18 protein-coding genes are annotated in these 21,216 nt (G+C 44.7%); 7 read left to right on the forward strand and 11 right to left on the reverse strand.

Annotated elements, in window-relative coordinates; all coding sequences use genetic code 11:
• Window positions 1-39 precede the first annotated feature (39 nt).
• From RIN81_RS12255 to rpmH, 11 genes are all read right to left on the reverse strand, one after another.
• Window positions 40-1,140: a sugar ABC transporter substrate-binding protein gene (locus RIN81_RS12255; protein ID WP_309090549.1), complete on the reverse strand. Its 1,101-nt coding sequence runs from the start codon at window positions 1,138-1,140 to the stop codon at window positions 40-42.
• A gap of 144 nt (window positions 1,141-1,284) precedes the next feature.
• The gene (locus RIN81_RS12260) at window positions 1,285-1,980 is read right to left on the reverse strand and encodes a DUF554 domain-containing protein (RefSeq protein ID WP_309090551.1); all 696 of its coding nucleotides are present in this window, start codon (window positions 1,978-1,980) and stop codon (window positions 1,285-1,287) included.
• Window positions 1,981-1,983: 3 nt separating this feature from the next.
• Window positions 1,984-2,835 carry a ParB/RepB/Spo0J family partition protein gene (locus RIN81_RS12265; RefSeq protein ID WP_309090553.1) on the reverse strand — a complete coding sequence of 284 codons (852 nt, stop codon included), beginning with the start codon at window positions 2,833-2,835 and terminating at the stop codon, window positions 1,984-1,986.
• Window positions 2,828-3,589 carry a ParA family protein gene (locus tag RIN81_RS12270; protein WP_309090555.1) on the reverse strand — a complete coding sequence of 254 codons (762 nt, stop codon included), beginning with the start codon at window positions 3,587-3,589 and terminating at the stop codon, window positions 2,828-2,830. The genes RIN81_RS12265 and RIN81_RS12270 overlap by 8 nt, the downstream gene beginning before the upstream one ends.
• A 289-nt stretch (window positions 3,590-3,878) precedes the next feature.
• On the reverse strand, window positions 3,879-4,718 hold the full coding sequence (gene noc / locus RIN81_RS12275; protein WP_375164540.1) for a nucleoid occlusion protein: 840 nt from the start codon (window positions 4,716-4,718) through the stop codon (window positions 3,879-3,881).
• Window positions 4,719-4,787: 69 nt separating this feature from the next.
• Complete coding sequence (gene rsmG, locus RIN81_RS12280; RefSeq protein ID WP_251271146.1) at window positions 4,788-5,504, reverse strand: 16S rRNA (guanine(527)-N(7))-methyltransferase RsmG; 717 nt, start codon at window positions 5,502-5,504, stop codon at window positions 4,788-4,790.
• A 15-nt stretch (window positions 5,505-5,519) separates the two neighbouring features.
• Window positions 5,520-7,412, reverse strand: coding sequence for a tRNA uridine-5-carboxymethylaminomethyl(34) synthesis enzyme MnmG (gene mnmG, locus RIN81_RS12285; protein WP_309090557.1), 1,893 nt, complete (start codon window positions 7,410-7,412; stop codon window positions 5,520-5,522).
• A gap of 24 nt (window positions 7,413-7,436) precedes the next feature.
• The gene (gene mnmE, locus RIN81_RS12290; protein WP_309090559.1) at window positions 7,437-8,822 is read right to left on the reverse strand and encodes a tRNA uridine-5-carboxymethylaminomethyl(34) synthesis GTPase MnmE; all 1,386 of its coding nucleotides are present in this window, start codon (window positions 8,820-8,822) and stop codon (window positions 7,437-7,439) included.
• 230 nt (window positions 8,823-9,052) lie between these two features.
• The gene (gene spoIIIJ / locus RIN81_RS12295) at window positions 9,053-9,799 is read right to left on the reverse strand and encodes a YidC family membrane integrase SpoIIIJ (protein WP_242232477.1); all 747 of its coding nucleotides are present in this window, start codon (window positions 9,797-9,799) and stop codon (window positions 9,053-9,055) included.
• Between the two features lie 48 nt (window positions 9,800-9,847).
• Window positions 9,848-10,192, reverse strand: a complete 345-nt coding sequence (rnpA, locus tag RIN81_RS12300; RefSeq protein WP_242232476.1) for a ribonuclease P protein component — start codon at window positions 10,190-10,192, stop codon at window positions 9,848-9,850.
• 124 nt (window positions 10,193-10,316) lie between these two features.
• Window positions 10,317-10,451, reverse strand: a complete 135-nt coding sequence (gene rpmH, locus RIN81_RS12305; RefSeq protein ID WP_046180646.1) for a 50S ribosomal protein L34 — start codon at window positions 10,449-10,451, stop codon at window positions 10,317-10,319.
• A gap of 586 nt (window positions 10,452-11,037) precedes the next feature.
• Between rpmH and dnaA the strand changes: the two genes are divergently transcribed.
• The 7 genes from dnaA (at window position 11,038) to RIN81_RS12340 (ending at window position 20,948) form a co-directional block, all read left to right on the forward strand.
• Window positions 11,038-12,393 (forward strand): chromosomal replication initiator protein DnaA, encoded by a 1,356-nt coding sequence (gene dnaA, locus RIN81_RS12310; protein ID WP_242232475.1) that lies wholly within the window; start codon window positions 11,038-11,040, stop codon window positions 12,391-12,393.
• A 191-nt stretch (window positions 12,394-12,584) separates the two neighbouring features.
• Window positions 12,585-13,721 carry a DNA polymerase III subunit beta gene (gene dnaN, locus RIN81_RS12315; protein ID WP_309090563.1) on the forward strand — a complete coding sequence of 379 codons (1,137 nt, stop codon included), beginning with the start codon at window positions 12,585-12,587 and terminating at the stop codon, window positions 13,719-13,721.
• Window positions 13,722-13,814: 93 nt separating this feature from the next.
• Complete coding sequence (gene yaaA / locus RIN81_RS12320; RefSeq protein ID WP_050180215.1) at window positions 13,815-14,051, forward strand: S4 domain-containing protein YaaA; 237 nt, start codon at window positions 13,815-13,817, stop codon at window positions 14,049-14,051.
• A gap of 23 nt (window positions 14,052-14,074) precedes the next feature.
• Complete coding sequence (gene recF / locus RIN81_RS12325) at window positions 14,075-15,193, forward strand: DNA replication/repair protein RecF (protein WP_309090566.1); 1,119 nt, start codon at window positions 14,075-14,077, stop codon at window positions 15,191-15,193.
• A 38-nt stretch (window positions 15,194-15,231) separates the two neighbouring features.
• Window positions 15,232-17,151 carry a DNA topoisomerase (ATP-hydrolyzing) subunit B gene (gene gyrB / locus RIN81_RS12330; protein ID WP_309090586.1) on the forward strand — a complete coding sequence of 640 codons (1,920 nt, stop codon included), beginning with the start codon at window positions 15,232-15,234 and terminating at the stop codon, window positions 17,149-17,151.
• A gap of 169 nt (window positions 17,152-17,320) precedes the next feature.
• Window positions 17,321-19,783 carry a DNA gyrase subunit A gene (gyrA, locus tag RIN81_RS12335; RefSeq protein WP_309090568.1) on the forward strand — a complete coding sequence of 821 codons (2,463 nt, stop codon included), beginning with the start codon at window positions 17,321-17,323 and terminating at the stop codon, window positions 19,781-19,783.
• 100 nt (window positions 19,784-19,883) lie between these two features.
• On the forward strand, window positions 19,884-20,948 hold the full coding sequence (locus RIN81_RS12340) for an HD-GYP domain-containing protein (protein ID WP_309090570.1): 1,065 nt from the start codon (window positions 19,884-19,886) through the stop codon (window positions 20,946-20,948).
• Window positions 20,949-21,216 lie beyond the last annotated feature (268 nt).

The raw sequence follows: 21,216 nt of genomic DNA on the forward strand, positions 1-21,216 counted from the left end.
AGGAAATCTCTTTTAAAGAGATTTCCTCGGGTTCTGTTCTTATTTTGCATAATGTTCTTTTAACGTTTTCATCCAGTCTTCTGTGAATTCATCCGACTGTCCCCAGCCTTCCACAACATCGGACAGGCTTTCCATGTTCACTGCGCCATCAGCGGATTGAAGCTGCTCTTTTGAAATAAGCGATGGCTCAAGCGCATATTCCTGTGGTGTTTCTTCACCAGCGATCTTTTTCGCCAGAATACGCATATCGATTGAACCAATTAGTGCCGGGTCTACGGCAGCTGTGTACTGCCAAGGGCTTTTTGGATCTTGAATTTCCTGCAAATCTGCATTGGAAACGTCAATACCATAAATCTTTACATCATCCCGTCCTGCTTCTTGCACGGCGCGTGCGGCACCGATAGCGAAAGCATCCCATGTTGCAAAAATAGCATCGAGTTTGCCTTCTGGATATTTTTTCAGCATGGCCTGCACGGCATTTTGTGTTTGAACCGTCGTATCAGCAGCGGCTACACCGAAACGGTCCACTTCCTTAATACCTGGGTTTTCGCTTAGCTTTTGCTCGTATACGGCATTGCGGCGTACCATTGGCGGGAACCCGTCCACCCATAAATAAGCAATGTTTGCCTTGCCCTTTGTATCTTTAATCAATTGGTCAAGAGCCAGTGTTGCCAGTGCTTCGTCATCCTGGGATGTCAGGGTCACGCCTTTCACATTTTTTAGTTCCTCATTGGAATCAAATGTAACGACGCTTTTTCCTGCTTCCACAAGCTTTTTCACTTCGCTGACTGTTGCTGCATCATCTCCGTGTGAAATAATAAAGCCGTCGTAATCCTGTGTGAGCCCTTGATTAATCGCATCATGGAATTTAGCAGAGTCACCGTTAGCGGTGAATGTGTCTACTTGAAATCCAAGCGATTCGCCTTCTTTTTGTGCGCCCGCTAAAAACTGGGCCGTATGGTCGTCACCGCCAATTTTGCGGATTACTTTAATTTTAACCGGATCTTCTCCGTTTACCTGCTCGGGTACGTTTTCAACAGGTGTATGGTTTCCGCCTGATGAAGCATTTTCGCCGCCGCAGCCTGCTAGAAAAAGTGAAAGCGCTACAGCCGAAAGGCCTAATGTTTGTTTTAACTTCATTGAATCCGCACAGACTATCCTGTGCTGCCCCCTTCCATTTCAATAACCTTATAATTCTTATGTAATAACTAGGATTATTACATGGGAAGGAGCAGGTGTCAATGAGTTTTTTGAAAAATGAAAAAAGCTCCTCCGAAGAGAAGCTTACGGCCAAATCGTTACAAACAAGGCGACGAAGGCAATTGCTGGCAGCAGATTGGCAATGCGTATATTGGTAATTTGAAGCAAGTTCAGACCGATGGCAAAAATCATAATCCCCCCGGCTGCCGTCATTTCTAGAATAAAGGCATCCATCCATTCCTGCGAAACAAAACGGTCAATTTGCGTCGCAAACAGGGCAATAAGCCCTTCATATAGGAGAACAGGGACAGCGGAAAATAAAACACCGATGCCAAGTGTAGTCGTTAAAATAAGAGCCGTTATCCCATCGATCAGTGATTTTGTAAACAGCACTTCATGATTTCCCCGGATGCCGCTGTCAAGCGCGCCAATAACACCCATTGCCCCAATGACAAAAATAAGGGTCGCCGTTACAAACCCCTGTGAAATGCTGCCGCTTCCTTTTGACCCTACTTTTTGCTCAAGCCAATTGCCAAGATCATTCAGCCGTTCATCAATTTTAAGCAGCTCGCCCAGTACAGCGCCAGCTGTAAGACTCAGAATCACGAGCAGAAAATTTTCGCCCTTCAATCCCATTTGTAAGCCAAGCACTACTACCGCCAGCCCAATCGCGTGCATGACTGTTCCTTTTATTCCTTCTGGAATCCGTGCCATAGAGGCGCCGAGCAATGCACCGGCGCCAATGGCAATTCCATTCACGAGCGAACCTGTTATAAACATCGTTTAACCTCTGTTATCAAGCATTTCCAAGATGCGGTTTAAGTCTTCAGTAGACATATATTCAATTTCAATTTTGCCTTTTTTGCCGTTTTTAGATTGGCGTATTTGCACGGATGTACCGAACCGCTCCCGAAGGACTTCTTCTTGATCTAAAATAAAAATATCTTTTTTAACCGGCTTTGTTTCACGTGAAACTTTTTCTTTTTCTTCTCGGATCCAACTTTCAAGCTGGCGGACGGTCCAGTTTTCTAAAACTGTTTTTTCAGCTGCCTTTAACTGCTTTGCTTTCGGCTTTACACCGAGCAGCGCCCGGGCATGTCCCATCGATAGTTTTTCATCTGAAATCATATCTTGAATCTCACCTGGCAAATCAAGCAGCCGGACGTAGTTGGCAATATGAGGACGGCTTTTGCCGATCCGCGTGGCAAGCTCTGCCTGTGTAACGTTAAGCTTGTCCATAATCAGCTGATAAGCTGCCGCTTCTTCCATTACGGTTAAATCCTCGCGCTGAAGGTTTTCCAGCAGAGCAAGTTCCATCATTTGAGCTTCTGTTAATTCTTTAATGATCGCCGGCACAGCTTTCATGCCAGCCGCTTTAGCAGCCCGGTAACGCCGTTCTCCGGCTACAATCTCGTATCCTTTTATGCTTTTTCGAAGCACGATTGGCTGCAGGATGCCGTGTGACTGTATAGACTGCTTTAATTCTTCAATTGCTTCTTCTTTAAACTTTTTCCGCGGCTGATGCGGATTCGGGCGAATCTCTTTAACGGAAATATCCTGCACAGTGCTGTTTTTATCATCAGCGCCCAAATCTTTAAAAAGTGCATCCAAACCTCTGCCGAGCCCTTTAGCCATGTGCTGCCACCTCTTTCGCAAAATCAAGATACACTTCTGCACCGCGTGAACGGGCATCATACAGTAAAACCGGTTTGCCGTGGCTCGGTGCTTCACTTAATCGGACGTTACGCGGTATGACAGATTGGTACACCTTGTCATGAAAATACTTTTTCACTTCTTCTGCCACTTGAATACTTAAATTGGTCCGGGCATCAAACATGGTTAATAGAACACCTTCTATGTAAAGGTCTTTATTTAAATGCTTTTGAACGAGCCGTATTGTATTTAACAGCTGATTTAATCCTTCAAGCGCATAATATTCACATTGAACTGGAATTAAAACAGAGTCCGCTGCCGTCAGCGCATTGATCGTTAACAAACCAAGCGATGGCGGACAGTCGATAATAATATAATCAAAGCTTTCACGGAGCGGCTCGAGTGCCCTTTTCATTCGAAGCTCGCGGGAAATGGCAGATACAAGTTCAATTTCAGCACCCGCGAGAGCAATGGTTGCCGGTGCGACAAACATGCCTTCCGCTGTTGTAGGCTTAATGACATCAGTCAGTTCCACATCATCCACAATGACGTCATAAATGCATTGATCTACGCTTTTTTTTTCAATGCCGGCACCGCTTGTTGCGTTTCCCTGCGGATCAATATCAAGAAGAAGCACCTTCTTGTCAAGAGAGGCGAGTGATGCCCCTAAATTTACTGATGTTGTTGTTTTTCCAACGCCGCCTTTTTGATTGGCGACCGCAATTACTTTTCCCAAAAGAAGCCACCTGCTTTCGTCTGTCGGTGTTATCTGTTTTTTATTTTATCAAAATTGGCGCGTTTTGGCTTTTACGCCGTAAAAAAAAAGCCGCTTTTTATCAAAACGGCTGAGAGTGTAGACAAAGTAAGAAAGCAGGCTGATTGAAAACGCCTGCTCTTTCCATGAACGCCGCCGGCTGAGAAGCGGAGTGACCTTTTTTAGGTTATGAGCATTCGCAGACGGCAAGTGACGCCGAACGCGGACGTTTGTAGGCAGCCTGAACCGTTTTTTATCAAAACGGCATTGTTTATGATTGCTTTGGTTTTTTCGGAATTTGAATCGTAATCCGATAGAAATCTTCATGGTCTTCTTCATCTTGTTCCACGTGGATACCGCTTTTCTCTACAAGCACAAGAGACTGGCGAATCGTATTTAACGCAATGCGAATATCACGGCTGACCGCTTTTGTGCGCGGGCGAGGCGGTTCTTTTTCAAGCATTTTGACCACGCGGTCTTCTGTTTGTTTTACATTCAATCCTTTATCGAGCACAATACGCAGAAGCTCACACTGCCATTCAGGCTTTTTCAGCGGCAGCAGCGCCCGAGCATGACGTTCGGTAATTTTTTTTTCAGCAACCGCCTGCTGCACTTCATCTGGCAGCTTTAACAGCCTCAGCTTATTCGCAACAAACGACTGGCTTTTTCCGACCATTTGGGCAAGAGACTGCTGGGTTGTATTATTTATATGAAGAAGGCTTTGATAAGCGCTTGCTTCTTCAATTGGAGACAGCTCTTCCCGCTGTATATTTTCAATCAGCGCTGCTGAAGCGGTCTGCTCGTCCGTAAACTGACGGACAATAACGGGTACCGTTTCATGCCCAAGGCTTTTGGCTGCCCGAAAACGGCGCTCCCCTGCTATAATTTCATATTTTTCTTCCTCGATCTCCCGGACAACAATTGGCTGAATAATGCCATGAACGGCAATAGTTGACGCAAGTTCTGCTATTTTTTCTTCTTGAAAGATAAAACGCGGCTGAAATTGGTTCGGTTCCAGAGAGTCTACCGGTATTTCTTTGACTTCATCTACGGGAAACATCATGGCTGTTTCACTTTTTCCGCCAAACAGACGGGAAAAAGGACGCTTCATGTTTACACCACCTTTTCATTCTCCATTCTGATAGTATTCGCCATGAGGCGCCCTGTTCCTGCTTAAGAACTATTCAATTGGTGTTTTATTCGGTGTGCCCGGCTTTCGCGGGTACTTTTTCGGCGTTTCTTTTTTCTTTCGAATCACGATAATCGTCCGCTCACTGTTTTCAATCGGCAGGCGGAAAGAGAAAACCTCTTCCGTTTGACCGCCAAGTGTTCCGATTGCTTTTGCAGCTGTTTCCATTTCATCCGCCGCACTCGCTGCTTTCATGGCAACAAATGTACCGCCCTTTTTCACAAACGGCAGGCACAGCTCAGACAGGACAGACATGCGGGCAACGGCACGTGCCGTTACGATGTCATACTGCTCGCGATGCTCCGGGTTCCGTCCCATTTCTTCTGCACGTCCGTGAACAAATTGAACATGTTCAAGCTTCAGCTCGGATGCCAGATGATTCAAAAACGTAATACGTTTGTTTAATGAATCAATAATGGTAACATCCAAATTCGGAAAAGCAATTTTTAATGGGATGCTTGGAAAGCCGGCGCCGGCGCCGACATCACAAATCCGGGCTGGTTTTGTTAAATCGGTATAGATGCCAGCTGTAAGTGAATCGTAAAAGTGCTTCATATACACTTCTTCCTGCTCGGTAATCGCAGTGAGATTCATTTTTTCGTTCCATTCTACAAGCAGTTCATAGTAGCGCTGAAACTGGCCAAGCTGTTCTTCAGACAGCTCAATGCCGTTTTTGGCAAGTTCGGATTGAAATTGGTCGATTTTCATGTTTTCGTTCCTTTCTTATTCGCTGACGGTCCGTGCAATACGGCCCTGCTCAATGTAAACAAGCAAAATGGAAATATCGGCCGGGTTCACGCCTGAAATACGTGAGGCCTGTGCGATGGAAAGCGGACGGACTTCTTTTAAGTTTGTCCGTGCTTCATTGGCGATACCGCTCACTGCATCGTAATCAATGTCAGCCGGAATTTTTTTGTTTTCCATCTTCTTCATCCGGTCCACCTGTTGAAGGGACTTTTCAATGTATCCTTCATATTTAATTTGAATTTCCACTTGCTCTTCCACTTCTTCATCAAGCGGAGCATCTGCTGGGATAAGCTGCTTGATTGCCTCATACGTCATTTCCGGACGGCGAAGAAGGTCTGCTCCTCGAATGCCGTCTTTCAGCTCGCTTCCACCCGCTTCACGAATAAGCGTCTGTGTTTTTTCGTCCGGTTTAATAATCGTTGCTTTCAACCGGTCGATTTCAGCCGCAATCGCTTCTTTTTTCGCCAGGAAAGCTGCGTAGCGTTCTTCAGAAATCGTGCCGATTTTATAGCCGATTTCTGTTAAGCGAAGATCCGCGTTGTCATGACGAAGAAGAAGGCGGTATTCCGCACGGGAAGTGAGCAGGCGATATGGTTCGCTCGTTCCTTTTGTGACAAGATCGTCAATCATAACACCGATATAAGCGTCGGAACGGCTCAGCACTACTTCTTCTTTGCCAAGCACGCGGCACGCAGCGTTAATACCGGCCATTAAACCTTGTCCAGCTGCTTCTTCATAACCGGATGTACCGTTAATCTGCCCAGCTGTGTACAAGTTTTTCACTCGTTTTGTTTCCAGTGTCGGCCATAGCTGTGTCGGCACAACTGCATCATACTCAATCGCATAGCCCGCACGCATCAGCTGTGCTTTTTCAAGGCCCGGGATTGTCCGAAGCATCCGGTATTGTACATCTTCCGGCAGGCTTGTAGAAAAGCCCTGTACGTATACTTCTTCTGTATTCCGTCCTTCCGGCTCAAGGAAAATCTGGTGGCGCGGCTTATCATTAAACCGGACTACTTTATCTTCGATTGATGGACAATAACGCGGTCCGCGTCCTTTAATGACGCCAGAGTACATCGGAGAACGGTGCAGGTTTTCACCGATAATATTATGTGTTTCTTCATTTGTATACGTCAGCCAGCATGGCAGCTGATCCATGATAAATTCTTTTGTTTCATAGCTGAATGCACGGGGAACATCATCACCCGGCTGAATTTCCGTTTTGGAATAGTCGATTGTCCGGCTGTTGACACGCGGCGGTGTCCCTGTTTTAAAGCGGACAAGTTCAAAGCCAAGCTCATCTAAATGCTCGGATAGCTTTACAGAAGGCTGCTGATTGTTCGGACCGCTGGAATATTTTAAATCACCGAGAATGATTTCACCGCGCATAAACGTTCCGCTCGTAATAATCACAGCTTTTGAACGGTAAACGGCACCTGTTTGCGTGATGATACCGCGGCATTCTCCCTCTTCTACGATTAACCGCTCTGCCATTCCTTGAACGAGTGTTAAATTCGGCTCGTTTTCAATCGTTTTTTTCATTTCCTGCTGGTACAGCACTTTATCCGCCTGCGCGCGCAGCGCCCGCACAGCCGGTCCTTTTCCTGTATTCAGCATTCTCATTTGAATGTGTGTTTTATCAATATTTTTGGCCATCTCGCCGCCAAGCGCATCGATTTCCCGGACAACAATTCCTTTTGCCGGTCCGCCGACAGACGGGTTGCATGGCATGTAGGCGATCATATCAAGGTTAATGGTAATCATTAACGTTTTGGCGCCTGTCCGTGCAGAAGCAAGCCCTGCTTCTACTCCGGCATGGCCCGCCCCAATAACAATGACTTCATATTCGCCTGCTTCATAGTAATTCATGCCGTTTTTCTTCCTTTCCGTTCATTATTTCCCGAGGCAAAATTGTGAAAACAGCTGATCAATCAAGCTTTCATGGACGCTTTCGCCGATAATTTCCCCGAGCAGCTCCCACGTTCTTGTTAAATCAATTTGAACAATATCAATTGGCACGCCTGCTTCTACTCCATGAATAGCGTCTGTTATAGAGCGGCTTGCCTGATTTAATAGGGCAATGTGCCGGGAATTAGACACATACGTCATATCCTGCGCACCAACTGCACCTGAGAAAAATAAACCGGCAATCGCTTCTTCCAATTCATCAATTCCTTTTTCCTCAAGAAGCGACGTCGTCACAAGACGGCTGCTGCCAGCCAGTTCTTTTACACGGTCCATATTTATTTTCGGCTCAAGATCCGTTTTGTTCACAATGACAATAACATCCATGCCGCTTGCTGCTTGAAACAGCTTTTCATCTTCCGGCGTCAGCTCGTCAGAATAGTTTAATACAAGCAAGATAAGATCTGCTTCTTTTAGTACTTTTCTTGAGCGCTCCACACCAATTCGTTCCACAATATCTTCTGTTTCGCGGATACCCGCCGTATCAACTAGACGGAGCGGCACGCCGCGCACGTTCACGTATTCTTCAATTACATCACGCGTTGTGCCAGGAATATCCGTGACAATCGCTTTGTTTTCTTGTACGAGCGCATTTAAGAGTGAAGATTTACCGACATTCGGACGCCCGATAATAACTGTCGACAACCCTTCACGTAAAATTTTACCTTGTTCAGCTGTCCGGAGCAGACGTTCAATTTCAGATTGAACAAACTGTGATTTTTCAAGAAGCACACGGTGCGTCATTTCCTCCACATCGTCATATTCTGGATAATCAATGTTCACTTCCACATGAGCCAACGTTTCAAGAATCTCCTGGCGAAGCCGCCCAATCAATCGGGACAGCCGCCCTTCCACTTGGTTTAGTGCCACGTTCATCGCCTTGTCTGTTTTGGCACGAATCAAGTCCATTACAGCTTCTGCCTGTGATAAATCAATACGGCCATTTAAGAAAGCACGCTTTGTGAATTCACCGGGTTCGGCAAGACGTGCTCCTTCATTTAAAACAAGCTGCAGTACACGGTTAACGGCTGTAATGCCTCCGTGACAGTTAATTTCCACGACATCTTCGCGGGTGAATGTTTTTGGCCCTTTCATTAAAGAAACCATCACTTCCTCCGCGACACGTCCTGTGGATGGATCCACTAAATGGCCATAGTGAATTGTATGACTCGGAACTGTGGACAACTGCTTTTGTCCAGGTGCCCGAAACACTTTATCCGCAATGGAGATCGCCTGGTCGCCGCTTAATCGAACGATTGCAATAGCCCCTTCTCCCGGCGGTGTTGAAATAGCTGCTATTGTATCAAATTCCACGTTGTTCACCTCTTTCATATTTATGTTGATATATGTGATTGCCTATTCGCTTTTATTTGATTCCCTAAATAAATAGAATATCACAGCTGTTCACTGAAAAAAAGGTATATGTTCATCCACATGTTGATAACTTTTTTCTTTAAACGCACGTTTATGTATGGAAATATAACCCTTTTTCTACATAAAAAAAGACATTGCGATGTTAGCAATGTCTTTTCTTCTACTCATTATTAAAGGCCAGCATCCTGAACCGGCTTATTTCTGCCAATAATTAACGTTTGAATAATCATAAAAATACTGCCGACTACCCAATACAAAGCAAGTGCCGACGGCAGCGTAATCCCAAACACGATGATCATGATCGGCATTAAGTACAGCATCATTTTCATCTGCGGATTATCACTTGCAGGTCCTGCCATCATTAGTTTTTGCTGGAAAAAAGTAAAAACACCAGCTAAAACAGATAAAATAATATCCGGCGAGCCTAGATCGAACCATAAAAAAGTGTGGTTTTTAATTTCGCCCGTCCGCATAATGGCTTGATAAAGCCCAATGATGATCGGCATTTGCACTAAAATCGGGAAACATCCAGCCAGCGGGTTTACCCCATGCTTCTGGAACAGCGCCATCGTTTCCTGCTGTAGCTTTTGCTGTGTCTGCGCGTCTTTTGATTTGTATTTTTCTTGAATTTTCTTAATTTCAGGCTGAATCTCCTGCATCGCTTTAGCACTTTTTGTCTGCTTAATCATAAGCGGCAAAATAATGATCCGAATAATGATCGTAACAACGATAATACCAAGACCGTAGCCGCCTACGAGGTCAGATGTAGCGGTAATAAATTGTGAGAGCGGATAAATGACGTATTCATTCCAGAATCCTTCACTTTCTGCTGTAATTTCTTGGTTTACTTCCGTACATCCTGCCAGCAGGACGGAAAAAAGAGCCACGATCAAGAATGAAAGCGTTCTTTTCTTCAAGCGGTTGCTCCCCCTGTCATTGGCTGAATTTCTGCTTATTCATTTGGATTATTTTCGCTGAAGCGCTCGCGCCAGTTTTAGTACATGTATTAAGCTTGTTTTTATTTCTGCGCAGGACATGTCCACTGCCGGCTTACGGGCAATAATAATAAAATCCCAGCCAGGCTGAATTTCGTCTTTTAATTCCGTAAAGCTCTGTCTGATGCAGCGCTTAATGCGGTTGCGCATCACAGCATTGCCCAGCTTTTTGCTGACAGACAAGCCGATCCGGAACGGAACATTCTGCTCTTTTTTATACATATATACAACAAACTGGCGATTTGCGAACGACTTCCCTTTGCTGAAGACCGTTTGAAAATCATTGTTTTTTTTGATGCGGAATGATTTTTTCATTTATGCCACCTGCCGGCTTTTCATTCATATAGAACAAAGGCGGATTTGACAACTTTCTGCCACGCCGCCTTTGCGGACCATTTCTAGCAATCCTAAAAAAAGACCACTGAAATGGTCAGTGGTCTTATGCAGATAGTACTTTTCTGCCTTTAGCACGGCGGCTTGCTAAAACACGGCGGCCGTTTTTAGAACTCATGCGTGCACGGAAACCATGAACTTTGCTTCTTTTACGTTTGTTAGGCTGGTACGTTCTTTTCATATTAAAACACCTCCCTGAGGTTTTCGAATTCATATTTTCAAAACAGTCTTTGTTAATTATAAGGACCAGAGTCCATCCTGTCAACCACCTTTTAAAAGCCTCAAAGATCCAAATTATTTCACTGTCTTTTTGATAAGGAATGCAGGTTATACAAAAAGTATCATACCTTGCCCCATTTTCCATCTGTGGACAGCAATCGACGGCATTTTCGATTATCCACAACTTCTTCGATGGTTCTTTCACAAGTCCTCACCCTGTGGACAAACATTTTCACAAGGAGAAAAAGCCTGTGGATAATTCATTGAAGTGATTGCAGAGTCTCATTTTTTCTGCTATTATTATTTTGTTTTCACTCTGGATAACTAAATTCGACATATTATCTATCCACAGTTGTGGATAATATGTGGAAAAACAATAAACAGGGTGTTTTTATTTTTATCCACAGCCTGTAGATTTTGTCGAAAAACTAGTTTTATCTTATTATATATTTATTCACAAACATTGTCATGCATAATTATGAATTCTTAACTAAATGGGTTGTACAAACATTAAACAAACTGCACTGACAGTCAGTAAGGAGGGGCCAATGGAGAACATCGATGATTTATGGAATAAAGTGCTGGAGCGTATCCAGGCGCGGATTAGCAAGCCAAGTTACGAAACGTGGGTGAAGTCAACCAAAGCGCATTCGCTTCACGGAGACGCTATTGTAATAGCGGCACCTAACTTTTTTAATCGTGATTGGCTTGAGGGGCATTATACGCATTTAACGTCCGAAATTATTGATGAATTAACAGGCGAAAAGCTTGATGTTTACTTTATTTCGCCAGATGTTCACGACATGGAATCATATGTACCGCCCTCGCATCGGGCTGAACAGCCGGCTCCACCGCCAAAGCCAAGCGGGGAATCAACCATCCAAAGTATGCTGAATCCAAAATATACATTCGACACGTTTGTCATCGGATCCGGCAACCGGTTTGCCCATGCAGCTTCTCTTGCGGTAGCAGAAGCACCGGCCAAAGCGTATAATCCACTGTTTATTTACGGGGGAGTAGGATTGGGCAAAACACACTTAATGCATGCAATCGGGCATTACGTTCTTGAGCATAATCCCGACGCTAAAGTGGTGTATCTGTCCTCGGAGAAATTTACGAACGAATTCATTAATTCCATTCGAGACAATAAAGCGGTGGAGTTCCGTAATAAATACCGCAATGTTGACGTCCTGCTTATTGATGATATTCAGTTCTTAGCCGGAAAAGAACAAACACAGGAAGAATTTTTCCACACATTTAATACACTGCATGAAGAAAGCAAGCAGATTATCATTTCCAGCGATCGGCCGCCAAAAGAAATCCCGACTCTTGAAGATCGACTTCGCTCCCGGTTCGAGTGGGGGCTTATTACAGACATTACACCGCCGGACCTTGAAACGCGGATTGCCATTTTGCGCAAAAAAGCCCGCGCTGAAAACCTTGATGTGCCAAATGAAGTGATGCTGTATATCGCCAATCAAATTGATACAAATATCCGTGAGCTTGAAGGCGCATTGATCCGGGTCGTTGCTTACTCTTCTTTAATCAACAAAGAAGTGAACGCGACAGTAGCAGCAGATGCTTTAAAAGATATTATTCCGGGGGCTCGTCCAAAATCTGTTACCATTCCGGATATTCAGCGGGTAGTCGGGGAGCAATACGGCATCCGCCTGGAGGATTTTACAGCCAGAAAGCGGACAAAATCGGTTGCTTTTCCAAGACAGGTAGCCATGTATTTGTCACGCGAATTAACGGATTTTTCACTGCCTAAAATTGGCGAGGAGTTTGGAGGACGTGATCACACGACCGTTATTCATGCCCATGAGAAAATTTCAAAGCTCATGGAAACAGATCCTGCTGCCGCTCAAAAAATAAATGAAATTATCACCATTTTAAAAGCTTAATAAATTGTGAATAAAAAAGGGCGCTCATCAACAGTCTGTCCACATGTGGATGGGCTGTTATTTCTTCGTTTTGGCATACTTATCCACAAATCAACAGCGCCTACTACTACGTCTATTATTTTTTTAATATAAAAATATTAAATTCGCAGTTAAGCGGATTGCTATATCAAAATAATTTCGGAGGGATCCCCATGAAATTTTCGATACAAAAAGACCGGCTTGCTGCCGGCGTACAAGATGTCTTAAAGGCAGTAAGCTCGAGAACAACTATTCCCATTTTGACCGGTATTAAAATTCATGCGTCAGATGAGGGGATCACCTTAACAGGAAGCGACTCCGATATTTCGATTGAATCGTTTATTCCAAGTGAAGAAGGGGATGTATCTATTGCCTCGATCGAGCAAACAGGGGGCGTGGTTTTAAATGCCCGTTTTTTCAATGAGATTGTCCGCAAGCTGCCGGCTTCGACGATCGAATTTGAAACGTCCGCTTCTTTTCAAACGATCATTCGTTCAGGACATGCGGAATTCAGCTTGAACGGTCAGGACGCAGATGAATATCCGCATTTGCCGCAAATTGATGACGAGAATGTTTTTAAGCTGCCGGCTGATCTTGTTAAAACATTGATCCGGCAAACGGTATTTGCTGTATCTACTTCAGAAACGCGGCCGATTTTAACGGGTGTAAACTGGAAAATTGAAAATGGCACGCTTATTTGCACCGCTACAGACAGCCATCGCCTGGCTCTTCGTAAAACAACGGCAGAAGGGCTTCCATCAGCAGAATACAATGTCGTGATTCCTGGAAAAAGCTTGACGGAATTAAGCAAAATTTTAGATGACACAAACGAGCCGGTCGAAATCGTCATGACAGAAAACCAAGTGTTGTTCCGTTCAAAGCATGTTTTGTTTTTCTCGCGGCTGCTTGACGGCAACTATCCTGACACAACCCGCTTGATTCCTGATGAATACAAAACAAAAATTGATTTAAATACAAAGGAATATCTGCAAGCGGTAGACCGTGCTTCTCTCTTAGCGCGGGAAGGGCGGAACAACGTTGTGAAAATGAGCAGCGAGGACAGCGGAATGGTCGAGATTTCATCGAACTCACCAGAGATCGGAAAAGTAACCGAGCAGGTAAACAGCTTGTCGTCTGAGGGAGAGGAATTGAAAATCTCATTCAGCGCAAAATATATGATGGATGCACTTAAAGCAATTGAGGGGAACGAAATTGAAATTCAATTTACAGGCGCAATGCGTCCATTTGTGATTCGTCCGCTTCACGATGATTCAACACTTCAGTTGATCCTGCCGGTGCGAACGTATTAATTCAAACTCCGGAAAAGCGGGGCATATTTGCGCCGCTTTTTTTGTATTTATGTTAAAATAAAGTACTAAGATGTTTACGGAGGAAACCACATTATGATGACAAAAAAAGCTGAAAACGAGGAATTTATCACCCTTGGCCAATTTCTGAAACTGGCTGGCATTATTCAAACTGGCGGCCAGGCAAAATGGTATCTAAGTGAACACGAGGTATACGTCAACGGAGAGCTTGATGACCGAAGAGGAAGAAAGCTGTATGAAGGGGATGAGGTGGAAATTCCTGGAGACGGCGTATATGAAGTGGGATTTGGAACAGAGGAAGAAAGCGATTAAGGGCCGTCGAAAGGTGTTTTTGCATGCACATTGAACAACTGGCTTTAGAGAATTACCGAAATTATGAATCACTCCTCGTTGAGTTTGATAATACTGTAAATGTCATCATTGGCGAAAATGCCCAAGGGAAAACCAATATCATCGAATCCATTTATGTGCTGGCTATGGCTAAATCGCACCGGACTTCAAATGATAAAGATTTAATTCGCTGGGAAGCGGAGTATGCTAAAATAAAGGGACGAGTGCAGAAAAAGCACCAATCGCTCCCGATTGAGCTTCTGATCTCCAAAAAAGGCAAAAAAGCCAAGGTTAACCATTTGGAGCAGACGCGTCTCAGCCAGTACATCGGCAACATGAATGTCGTGATGTTTGCTCCGGAAGACTTAACATTAGTAAAAGGCAGTCCGCAAGTAAGAAGGCGGTTTATTGACATGGAAATCGGTCAAGTATCGCCTGTGTATCTGCATGACCTAAGCCTTTATCATAAAGTGCTGCAGCAGCGGAATCATTACTTAAAACAGCTGCAGACAAAAAAAGCATCTGACTTGACGATGCTTGAGGTTTTAACTGAACAGCTTGTTGAGCTGGCGGTAAAAGTAACAAAAAAGCGCTTTGAGTTTATTCATCTGCTTCAAAAATGGGCTGGTCCGCTTCATGCCGGTATTTCAAGAGGGGTTGAAGAGCTGGCTATTATGTATGAGCCGGCAGCTGGGATAAAAGAGGAGCAGAGTGACGAGCAGATAAGATCGGCTTTGCTGGATCTTTTCCAGAGAAGCCGGGCGAGAGAAGTAGACCGGGGTGTGACATTAACCGGTCCGCATCGCGACGATCTCCTTTTTTATGTGAACGGAAAAAATATTCAAACATTTGGATCACAAGGGCAGCAGCGGACAACAGCGCTTGCTGTAAAGCTTGCTGAAATCGAGCTGATTCAATCGGAAATTGGTGAATACCCGATTTTGCTGCTGGATGATGTGCTATCTGAGCTTGACGATTACCGCCAGTCACATCTGCTGAATACGATTCACGGAAAAGTGCAAACGTTTGTTACAACAACAAACACGGACGGCATTGAGCATGACACGTTAAATGCCGCCTCTGCCTACAGCGTTACCGCTGGGGCAGTAACCAAAATAAAGTAAGATTATTTTACCGAAAGAGAAGGTGACTGGATTTGACTATGGACCCGCAAAATACGACACCTTCCTATGATGAAAATCAAATACAGGTGCTCGAAGGACTTGAAGCTGTCCGAAAACGTCCTGGTATGTATATTGGTTCAACAAGTGTAAAAGGACTTCATCATCTCGTCTGGGAAATCGTTGATAACAGTATTGACGAAGCACTGGCCGGGTATTGCGATGAAATCAACGTCATCATAGAAGAAGACAACAGCATTACTGTAAAAGACAATGGACGCGGCATTCCGGTCGGGATTCATGAAAAAATGGGACGCCCGGCGGTAGAGGTAATTTTAACCGTCCTGCATGCCGGAGGTAAATTTGGCGGCGGCGGCTATAAAGTATCCGGCGGACTTCATGGTGTTGGTGCTTCTGTTGTAAATGCACTTTCTACACTCCTAGAAGTATATGTACACCGTGACGGAAAGATTCATTACCAAGCATTTAAACGCGGTGTGCCGCAGGAAGATTTGAAGGTAGTAGGCGAAACAGATGTTACCGGTACACACATTCACTTCCGTCCAGACAGTGAGATTTTTACGGAAACACTCGTGTATGAATACGATACGCTTGCTCAACGGCTTCGTGAACTTGCTTTCTTAAACCGCGGTATTAAAATTACGCTCGAAGACAAACGTGGAGAAGGCAAAAAAAATGAGTATCATTACGAAGGCGGTATTAAATCATACGTTGAGCATTTAAACCGTTCCAAAGAAGTGCTTCATGAAGAAGCGATCTTTATGGAGGGCGAGCGTGAAGGAATTCAGGTTGAAGTAGCCCTTCAATACAACGACGGCTATACAAGCAACATTTATTCATTCGCCAACAATATCAGCACGCACGAAGGCGGAACGCATGAATCCGGTTTTAAAACCGCCTTAACACGTGTGATCAACGATTATGCCCGGAAAAATGGCCTCGCAAAAGACGTTGATGCCAATTTAACAGGAGAAGATGTCCGTGAAGGTTTAACGGCCATTATTTCCGTGAAACACCCGGATCCGCAGTTTGAAGGTCAAACGAAAACAAAGCTTGGCAACTCAGAAGCGAGAACGGTGACAGACAACGTTTTTGCCGGCCGTTTTGAAACATTTATGCTTGAAAACCCGAATACGGCTCGGAAAATTGTTGAAAAAGGCATGATGGCAGCCCGGGCAAGAATGGCTGCGAAAAAAGCGAGGGAGCTGACACGGCGCAAAAGTGCGCTCGAGGTATCCAGCCTTCCTGGTAAACTGGCTGACTGTTCATCACGCGATCCGAAAATCAGCGAGTTGTATATCGTAGAAGGAGACTCTGCCGGCGGTTCAGCCAAGCAGGGGCGTGACCGCCACTTCCAGGCCATCCTGCCGCTGCGCGGAAAAATCCTGAACGTTGAAAAAGCGCGTCTTGATAAAATTTTGTCCAACAATGAAGTACGTGCAATGATTACAGCACTCGGAACGGGGATCAGCGAAGAATTTGACTTGGAAAAAGCACGTTATCACAAACTGGTTATCATGACGGATGCGGACGTGGATGGCGCCCATATCCGCACGCTGTTGTTAACATTCTTTTTCCGCTACATGCGTCCGCTTATTGAAGCGGGGTATGTGTATATTGCGCAGCCGCCCCTTTACAAAGTACAGCAGGGCAAAAATATCAGCTACGCATACAACGACCACGAGCTGGATGAAATCATGAAAGACATCCCGGCAAATGCAAAGCCGAGTTTGCAGCGTTATAAAGGTCTTGGAGAAATGAATCCGGCGCAGTTATGGGAAACGACCATGGATCCATCCACACGTACACTGCTTCAGGTAACCCTGACAGATGCGATGGAGGCCGATGAAACATTTGAAATTTTAATGGGCGATAAAGTAGAACCGCGCCGTAATTTCATTCAGGACAACGCACGCTACGTTAAAAATCTTGATATATAAGTTTAAAAAGCGCCCGTAAGCCGCGGGCGCTCCCGCTTTTTAATAACACCTAAGTTCCAGGCGCCAATCGGCTGAAAGCTCATTGAATATGGGCGGCAAGGACAGGCTTGTCCCATGCTTGTCACCGATAAATGGGCGCCTTGTACTTTTCTTAAAAGGAGGATTTTTCATGGCTGATACGCCACACTCGAACGTAAAAGAGATTAATATAAGCCAGGAAATGCGTTCATCGTTTCTTGATTATGCGATGAGCGTTATCGTATCCCGGGCGCTTCCGGACGTACGCGATGGCTTAAAGCCGGTGCACCGCCGTATTTTGTATGCGATGAATGATCTCGGCATGACAGCCGATAAAGCGTATAAGAAGTCTGCCCGGATCGTCGGTGACGTTATCGGTAAATATCACCCGCACGGGGATTCAGCTGTATACGAAACAATGGTACGGATGGCGCAGGACTTTAACTACCGCCATATGCTGGTTGATGGACACGGAAACTTCGGTTCAGTTGACGGCGATGCGGCTGCGGCGATGCGGTATACAGAAGCTCGCATGTCCAAAATTGCCATGGAGATCACACGTGATTTAAACAAAGACACTATTGATTACAAAGACAACTACGATGGCTCCGAGCGTGAGCCCGTTGTGTTACCGGCCCGTTTTCCGAATCTGCTTGTAAATGGCGCTTCCGGTATTGCGGTCGGTATGGCAACCAACATTCCGCCTCACCACCTTGGAGAAGTCATTGATGCGCTGCTTGCTGTCAGCAAAAATCCGGATATGTCTGTTCTGGACTTAATGGAGTTTATTCAAGGACCTGATTTTCCAACAGCAGGTATTTTAATGGGCCGCAGCGGCATCCGCCGTGCCTATGAAACAGGCCGCGGTTCGATTATTTTGCGTGCCCGTACGGAAATTGAAGAAAAAGCAAACGGTAAAGAAACGATTATCGTGACAGAAATCCCGTACCAAGTAAACAAAGCAAAGCTCATTGAACGTATCGCGGAGCTTGTCCGTGAAAAGAAAATCGACGGCATTACCGATCTTCGCGACGAATCAGATCGTGAAGGTATGCGAATTGTGATGGAAATTCGCCGTGATGCCAATGCGAGCGTTGTATTAAATAATTTATATAAATACACAGCCATGCAGACAAGCTTCGGTATTAACATGCTGGCGCTTGTAGACGGCCATCCAAAAGTACTCAGCTTAAAAGAGTGCTTAAAGCATTACTTAGCGCATCAGCAGGAGATTATCCGCCGGCGTACGCAATTTGACTTAAATAAAGCCGAAGCACGCGCACACATTTTAGAGGGTCTTCGTATTGCTTTAGATCACATAGACCGCATTATCGCATTGATTCGCGGCTCGCAGACAACAGAGGCTGCCCGCGAAGGCTTGATGGAGCAGTTTGGTTTATCTGAGAAACAAGCTCAAGCCATCTTAGATATGCGTTTGCAGCGCTTGACCGGCCTTGAGCGTGAAAAAATCGAAGAAGAATATCAAAACCTTCTTGCAGTGATTAAAGAATTAAGAGCCATTTTAGCGGACGAGGAAAAAATTCTTCAAATTATCCGTGAAGAGCTGACTGAAATTAAAGACCGGTACGCCGACAAACGCCGGACAGAAATTACCGATGGAGCGCCTGGTGATTTGCTGGATGAAGATTTAATTCCGGTTGAAAAAATTATTATTACATTAACCCATAAAGGATATATTAAACGTCAGCCAATCTCGACTTACCGGAGCCAGCGCCGCGGAGGCCGCGGTATTCAGGGGATGGGAACAAATGAAAATGACTTTGTTGAGCAGCTTCTGACAACCTCAACCCACGATACGATTCTGTTCTTTACAAACAAAGGGAAAGTGTATCGATTAAAAGGCTATCAGATTCCGGAATTCAGCCGGACAGCAAAAGGAATTCCGCTTGTGAATCTGCTTGGCGTCGAGCAGGATGAGTGGGTGAATTCGATGCTGTTTGTCGAAGAGTTCACAGAGGATTCGTTCTTGTTCTTTGCAACGAAGCAGGGAATTGTAAAGCGGACACCGTTAATGGATTACGCAAATATTCGAACGAACGGCTTGATCGCTTTGAATATCCGGGAGGAAGACGAGCTCATTTCTGTGCGGCTGACAAATGGCGAAAAACATATTGTAATGGGAACGCGTGATGGCATGCTGATTCGTTTCCCGGAAGACAATGTCCGTTCTATGGGGCGTACATCAACAGGGGTAAAAGGCATTACCTTGTCTGATGGAGATTACGCAGTGGGAATGGAACTCGTAGAAGAAAATGATTATATTTTAATTGTTACCGAAAATGGATACGGCAAATTAACGCCTGAATCTGAATACCGTATTCAAACACGTGGCGGAAAAGGGCTTAAAACGCTGAATATTACCGGCAAGAACGGGGCACTCATCGCGGTTAAGACGGTTACAGGTGAAGAAGACCTGATGCTTATGACCATGGGCGGCGTCATGATCCGGATGGATATTGCCAGCATTTCCATTACTGGCCGAAACACGCAGGGGGTTAAGCTGATCCGCCTTGGTGAAAATGAAACAGTGGCAACCGTAGCGAAAGTAGAAAAAGAAGAAGAATTGCTCGAAGAAGAAGAAATGGAAGAATAAAAACATGGCACAGGTATTTCAAAATACCTGTGCTTTTTGACTATCATTCGGCTGCGATTTTTCTTATAATTAGGTACAAAGGTGTAAGAGGAGGCAGGGGATGTACATAAAAGTTGAGGACATCAAGCCCGGATACCAGGTGAAAGAAGCCGTCATGGCTGCGACAGCCAATCCCATTATTGCAGCTGGAACGATTTTAACAGATCAGCATATTCGTTTTTTGCACGCTTTTTCTATAAGATCCATTGATGTACTAGCAAAGGAAGAGCAGCCAGAGGCCGTGCTGTATTCTTCAGATTCATTCAATCGTGTACTGCCGGCTGCAGATCGGATAGAGCAGCTTTATTTTAAGACATTAAAAAGTGTAAAAGAAGAATTTCAGCGGTGGCAGTCAGGGATGAATGTAGATATTGCCCGAATACGTACAATCATCCTGCCCATACTTGAGTACATGTTAGAACATCCGGGAGAATTTGAAAAAGTCTTATCATCCTCTAAGAAAGACGAGTATCTTTATCACCATACATTGGCTGTCAGCCTGCTGAGTGGACTGATTGCCCAAAAACTCCAGTACGATAGAGGATTGATTGTTCAGGCAGCATTAGCCGGATTTTTAGCTGACTGCGGGATGTCAAAAATAACAACCTCCTTATTAACAAAAAAAACGGCCCTGACAGAGAGTGAATACAAAGAGATTCAAAATCATCCAGTGGTCAGCTACAAAATGGTGAAAGACTTAAAACTTCTCAAACCGGAAGCAAAGCTTGCTGTTTATCAGCATCACGAGCGGATGGACGGATCTGGTTATCCGGCAGGTACGAAAGGAAAATCAGTGCATGTACTTTCACAAATAGTCGGACTGTCTGATACCTTTCATGCTTTAACAACAGATCGATTATTTAAAGGCAGGCAGTCTGTATTTAAAGTAGTTGAAATTATCCAGCAAGATTTGTTTGGCCAGTTTGATCTGTCGATTACAGAAGTATTGTTTTCGCTGACAGCCGAGGTTTCACAAGATATGCAGGTGACGTTATCAGATGGCAGCAAAGGCAAAGTCATCTTTGTGCCGCCTGGGAATAAAACAAGACCAATGATTCAACTTCCAAATCGAGACATTATTGACTTAGTTCAAAGAAGAGATTTATACATTGAAAAAAGAGACTAAAAAAACAGCCATAAAAAAAGGCTGTTTTTTTATATAAAAAAGCTTGCTCTTTATTTTCACACATGGTATATTATTTAAGTCGCCAGATGGTGACGGTGAAACAAAGTGAATTGAACATTGAAAACTGAACAAAATCAATAAAAACGTCAACGTTTTAATTTTTATCTCCCATTAAAAACACCCCGTGTTTTAATGGGAACAAATGAGCAAGTCAAACACTTTTTGGAGAGTTTGATCCTGGCTCAGGACGAACGCTGGCGGCGTGCCT

The organism is Domibacillus sp. (assembly GCF_031181085.1).
In the GTDB taxonomy this organism is placed as follows: domain Bacteria; phylum Bacillota; class Bacilli; order Bacillales; family Domibacillaceae; genus Domibacillus.